A 638-nucleotide genomic window follows, 5' to 3' on the forward strand; every position below is an offset into this window, starting at 1 on the left:
CGGTGCTCATTGCGGATGTCCAAAACTTTCCCGATGACTATCAATGGGAAAGAGCAAAACGTTTAGGTGTCTCACAATCGGCTATTCATTACGCCTTGAAACGGCTTCGGATCACCCATAAAAAAAACATTAAAACACCCTCGCGCTGATCTTTAGGCGCGCCAGGCATTTATCGAGCGCATCAGCGACTATGAACGGACGGGCAGGCCGACTGTGTATTTGGATGAAAGTGGTTTTGCTCAATCGATGCCACGTCAACATGGCTATTCGGAAAAAGGGTTACGCTGTTTTGGTACGCATGATTGGCACGCAAAAGGCCGTATTAACGTCATTGGTGCCATTATTGAAAATACCTTCGTCACCTTAAGCTTGTTTACCGAGAATATTAATGCCGATGTTTTTTATGCGTGGATGACGCAAGATTGGCTGCCAAAGCTTCCACACGGAGCCGTGATAGTGATGGACAATGCACCTTTCTATAAACGGAATGACACGACACAAGCGATAGCAGACAGCAGATGTCAACTGGAATGGCTTCCCGCTTATAGTCCGGATTTGAACCCGATAGAACACAAATGGGGCGGAGCAAAAGCGGTAAGGAGGCAAAAAAGATGTTCAGTTGATGAGTTGTTTACGGA

The 638-nt window shown here is 46.4% G+C and carries 2 protein-coding genes; both read left to right on the forward strand.

What is annotated here, in order from left to right; all coding sequences use genetic code 11:
- Positions 1-149 (forward strand): transposase (locus Xenpb_RS19470; RefSeq protein ID WP_222943056.1); only part of this gene is annotated, 149 nt, incomplete at its 5' end.
- A gap of 64 nt (positions 150-213) precedes the next feature.
- On the forward strand, positions 214-638 hold a 425-nt coding region (locus Xenpb_RS19475), incomplete at its 3' end, for a transposase (protein ID WP_368666854.1).

It is taken from the genome of Xenorhabdus sp. PB62.4 (assembly GCF_014467285.1).
Lineage (GTDB): Bacteria > Pseudomonadota > Gammaproteobacteria > Enterobacterales > Enterobacteriaceae > Xenorhabdus.